Annotated in this window: 4 protein-coding genes; 3 read left to right on the forward strand and 1 reads right to left on the reverse strand. The window is 75.3% G+C overall.

The window, feature by feature from the left end; genetic code table 11:
• Window positions 1–961 (reverse strand): serine/threonine-protein kinase (locus CBZ_RS05540; protein ID WP_130780593.1); only part of this gene is annotated, 961 nt, incomplete at its 3' end.
• A gap of 141 nt (window positions 962–1,102) precedes the next feature.
• On the opposite strand from CBZ_RS05540, the gene CBZ_RS05545 reads away from it, so the two are divergent.
• The 3 genes from CBZ_RS05545 to CBZ_RS05555 form a co-directional block, all read left to right on the forward strand.
• A complete protein-coding gene (locus tag CBZ_RS05545; RefSeq protein WP_165446667.1) occupies window positions 1,103–2,542 on the forward strand; it encodes an alpha,alpha-trehalose-phosphate synthase (UDP-forming) in 1,440 nt (479 codons plus the stop codon).
• Complete coding sequence (gene otsB, locus CBZ_RS05550; RefSeq protein WP_130780594.1) at window positions 2,535–3,362, forward strand: trehalose-phosphatase; 828 nt, start codon at window positions 2,535–2,537, stop codon at window positions 3,360–3,362. Before CBZ_RS05545 ends, otsB begins: the two co-directional genes overlap by 8 nt.
• A gap of 75 nt (window positions 3,363–3,437) precedes the next feature.
• Window positions 3,438–3,619: hypothetical protein (locus tag CBZ_RS05555; protein ID WP_130780595.1), on the forward strand; the 182-nt coding region annotated here is incomplete at its 3' end.

The following is a 3,619-nucleotide window of genomic DNA, read 5'->3' on the forward strand; positions in this document are numbered from 1 at the left end:
GCCCGGCGCCCGCGAGGACGGCCGTGCCGGTCGCGTCCGCGGGGTCGAGGCGGGCGGTGCTCGTCGCGTCCTGCGGGTCGACGACCGTCGTGCCCTGGACGTCGGCGGCGCTGACGAGCGTCGTGTCGGTGTCGTCCGCGGCGAACGTGTCGCCCTCGGCCGCGACGACGGTGAGCGCGGCCACGACGTCCTCGGGCGCGGTCCGGCCGTCGGGGTCGGCGACGAGCGCGCCGCGCAGCGCGGACTGCGTGAGCGTGCCGAGCCCGTCGAGGTCCGCGTCGCCCGCCCGGGCCCGCGCGAGGACGGCCTCCAGCGGGCGGGTCCCGAAGGGCGCGCGCCCGGTCGCGGCGAACGCGAGGACCGCGGCCCAGCCCCAGAAGTCGCTCTCGGGCGTGGGCTCCGCGCCTTCGAGCAGCTCGGGCGCGAGGTAGCCGGGGGTGCCGATGACCAGGCCGTCCGAGGTCAGGGGCGCGTCGCCGGCGGCCTGCGCGATGCCGAAGTCGATGAGGACCGGCCCGTCGTCCGTGACGAGGACGTTGGACGGCTTGAGGTCGCGGTGCACGACGCCCGCACCGTGCACGGCGACCAGCGCGTCGCGCAGCCCCTCCGCGAGGTCGAGCAGGTCCTGAGGTCCGAGCGGCCCGCGCTCGCGCACGTGCTCCTCGAGGTCGTCGCCGTCGACCAGCTCGGTGACGAGGAAGGCCTCGGTCGAGTCGGCCTCGGCGTCGAGGACCGCGGCGACCGCGGGGTGGCGCAGCTTCTGCAGCGCGCGCACCTCCCGCCGCAGCCGGTCCCGCGCCACGGCGTCCGACCCGACGTGCGGGTGCAGCAGCTTGAGCGCGACCGACGTGCCCCCGCCGTCGACCGCCCGGTACACCGCCCCCATGCCACCCGAACCGAGCGGCGCGACGATGCGGTACCCCCCGATGTCCGACCCCGGCGTCAGACCGATCCGCTCCATGCCCGCACCGTAGCCCGGGGCCACCTGCCGCTCATCCCGGCACGCGGGACGGGTGTGACGCGCGTCGCCCCGGCCGCTGACCAGGGGCGCCGTCGCCGGGGCACCACTAGGGTCGTGCGAGACCCCGAGGAGTTGATCTCGTTGCCTTCCGACGTGCCCGACGACGGCTACGACCTGCTCGTCGTCGCGAACCGCCTGCCTGTCGACGTGTCCCTGGGGGACGACGGAGAGCCGTCGTGGACCCGGTCCCCCGGCGGTCTGGTGACCGCCCTCGCCCCCGTGATGTCGGGTGCCGACGGCGCCTGGATCGGCTGGGGCGGGTCGCCGGACCTGGAGCTCGACCCGTTCGAGGTCGACGGCACGCAGCTCGTGCCCGTGACGCTCAGCGCGGACGACGTCGAGCGGTACTACGAGGGCTTCTCGAACGACACGCTGTGGCCGCTGTACCACGACGTCATCGCGCCGCCGACGTTCCACCGGCAGTGGTGGGAGGCGTACCAGCGGGTCAACCAGCGGTTCGCGGAGGCCGCGGCCCGGCAGGCCGCGAAGGGCGCCACGGTGTGGGTGCACGACTACCAGCTCCAGTTGGTCCCGCGCCTGCTGCGCGAGCTGCGGCCGGACCTGCGGATCGGCTACTTCCACCACATCCCGTTCCCGCCGCTGGAGATCTTCGCCCAGCTCCCGTGGCGCAAGCAGGTCGTCGAGGGCCTGCTCGGCGCCGACCTGGTCGGGTTCCAGCGCGGCGGTGACGCAGCGAACTTCGTGCGCGTCGTGCGCCGCCTCACGGACCTGACGACGCGCGGGCAGATCGTCACGCTCATGAAGCACGGCAAGGTCGAGCGGCACGTGCGCGCCGCCGCGTTCCCGATCTCGATCGACTCGCACGCGTTCGACGACCTGGCCCGCAGCCCCGAGGTGCAGGAGCGGGCCGCGCAGATCCGGCACGAGCTCGGCGACCCGGAGGTGCTGCTGCTGGGCGTCGACCGGCTCGACTACACCAAGGGCATCCGGCACCGCGTCAAGGCGTACGGCGAGCTCCTCGAGGACGGCCGGCTCTCGCCGAGCACGACGACCCTCGTGCAGGTCGCGAGCCCGAGCCGCGAGAACGTCGGCGCGTACCAGCAGCTCCGCGACGAGGTCGAGCTGCTGGTCGGGCGCATCAACGGCGACTACGGGCAGGTGGGCCACGCGCCCGTGCAGTACCTGCACCAGTCGTTCCCGATGGAGGAGATGGCGGCCCTGTACCTCGCGGCCGACGTCATGCTCGTCACGGCGCTGCGGGACGGGATGAACCTCGTCGCGAAGGAGTACGTCGCGGCGCGGTCCGACGACCGCGGGGCGCTGGTCCTGTCGGAGTTCACGGGCGCGGCCGACGAGCTGCAGGGCGCGATCCTGGTGAACCCGCACGACATCGACGGCATGAAGGACGCCATCACCTACGCCGTGCACATGGACCCGCGCGAGTCGCGCAAGCGGATGCGCCGGCTGCGGCGCCGGGTCCTCGGCCACGACGTGACCGCCTGGTCGCAGGAGTTCCTCGCCGTGCTCACGGCCGTCCCCACCCGGAGCGAGCATGTCTGAGACGACCGACCCCACGACCGCTCCCTCGAACGAGCCCGCGGGCGCCGACGACCTGCGCGCGACGCTCGCGCGGGCCGTCACGGACGGCCGGGCGACGCCGCTGCTCGTCGCGCTCGACTTCGACGGCACGCTCGCGCCCCTGCAGGACGACCCGCAGGCGTCGCGCATCCTGCCCGCGGGCGTGGACGTGCTCGCCCGGCTCGGGGGCACCGACGCGGTGGCGCTCGCGCTCGTGTCGGGGCGCGCGATGAGCGACCTGCACGCGCTCGCCGAGGTGCCCGCCGGGACGTACCTCGTCGGCAGCCACGGCGCCGAGCGGGCCCGCGTCACGCGGTACGGGCTGGACCGCGACGTCGTGCAGCTCACCGACGAGCAGTCCGACCGCCTCGCCACGCTCGGTGCGCAGGCCGCGCAGGTCGCACGCGGGCGCGACGGGGTCTGGGTCGAGACGAAGCCGACGGCCGTCGTCGTGCACACGCGCCTCGCGGAGCCCGACGTCGCCGGACCGGCCGAGGCCGAGGCGATCACGCTCGGCGAGCGGCTCGGGTCGGGCGTCCTGCACGGCAAGGACGTCGTCGAGATCTCGGTGCTGCGGGCCAGCAAGGGCGAGGCGCTGACCGCGCTGCGCGACGAGCTCGGCGCACCCGTGGTGCTGTACGCGGGCGACGACGTGACCGACGAGCACGCGTTCGACGCCCTCGGCGACGACGACGTGACGGTCAAGGTCGGCGCCGGGCGCACGGGCGCACGGTTCCGGGTCGACGACCCCGCGGCGATGGTCGACGTGCTGGCCGACCTGGCCGACGCGCTCGGGGTCTGACCGGCGTCGTCCGGTCCCGGCGAGATCACCCGCCGCCCCGGGGCGGTGCCGCACACCCGGGGTTACCGTGACCGCATGTCCGGCCGGATGCAGGACGTGCACCTCGTCGAGGAGGACGAGGGCGGCACGACCGCCGCGCCCGCCGCACCCCGCAGCACCGCCCGCGCAGACGGCGTCCCCGCGCCCGCGCCCGGCGCCGCCCCCGGCTGGCTCCGGCGGCACGCCCGCGTCCTCGTCCCCGCGGCCCTCGCCGTCGT

This window comes from Cellulomonas biazotea, assembly GCF_004306155.1.
GTDB lineage: Bacteria > Actinomycetota > Actinomycetes > Actinomycetales > Cellulomonadaceae > Cellulomonas > Cellulomonas biazotea.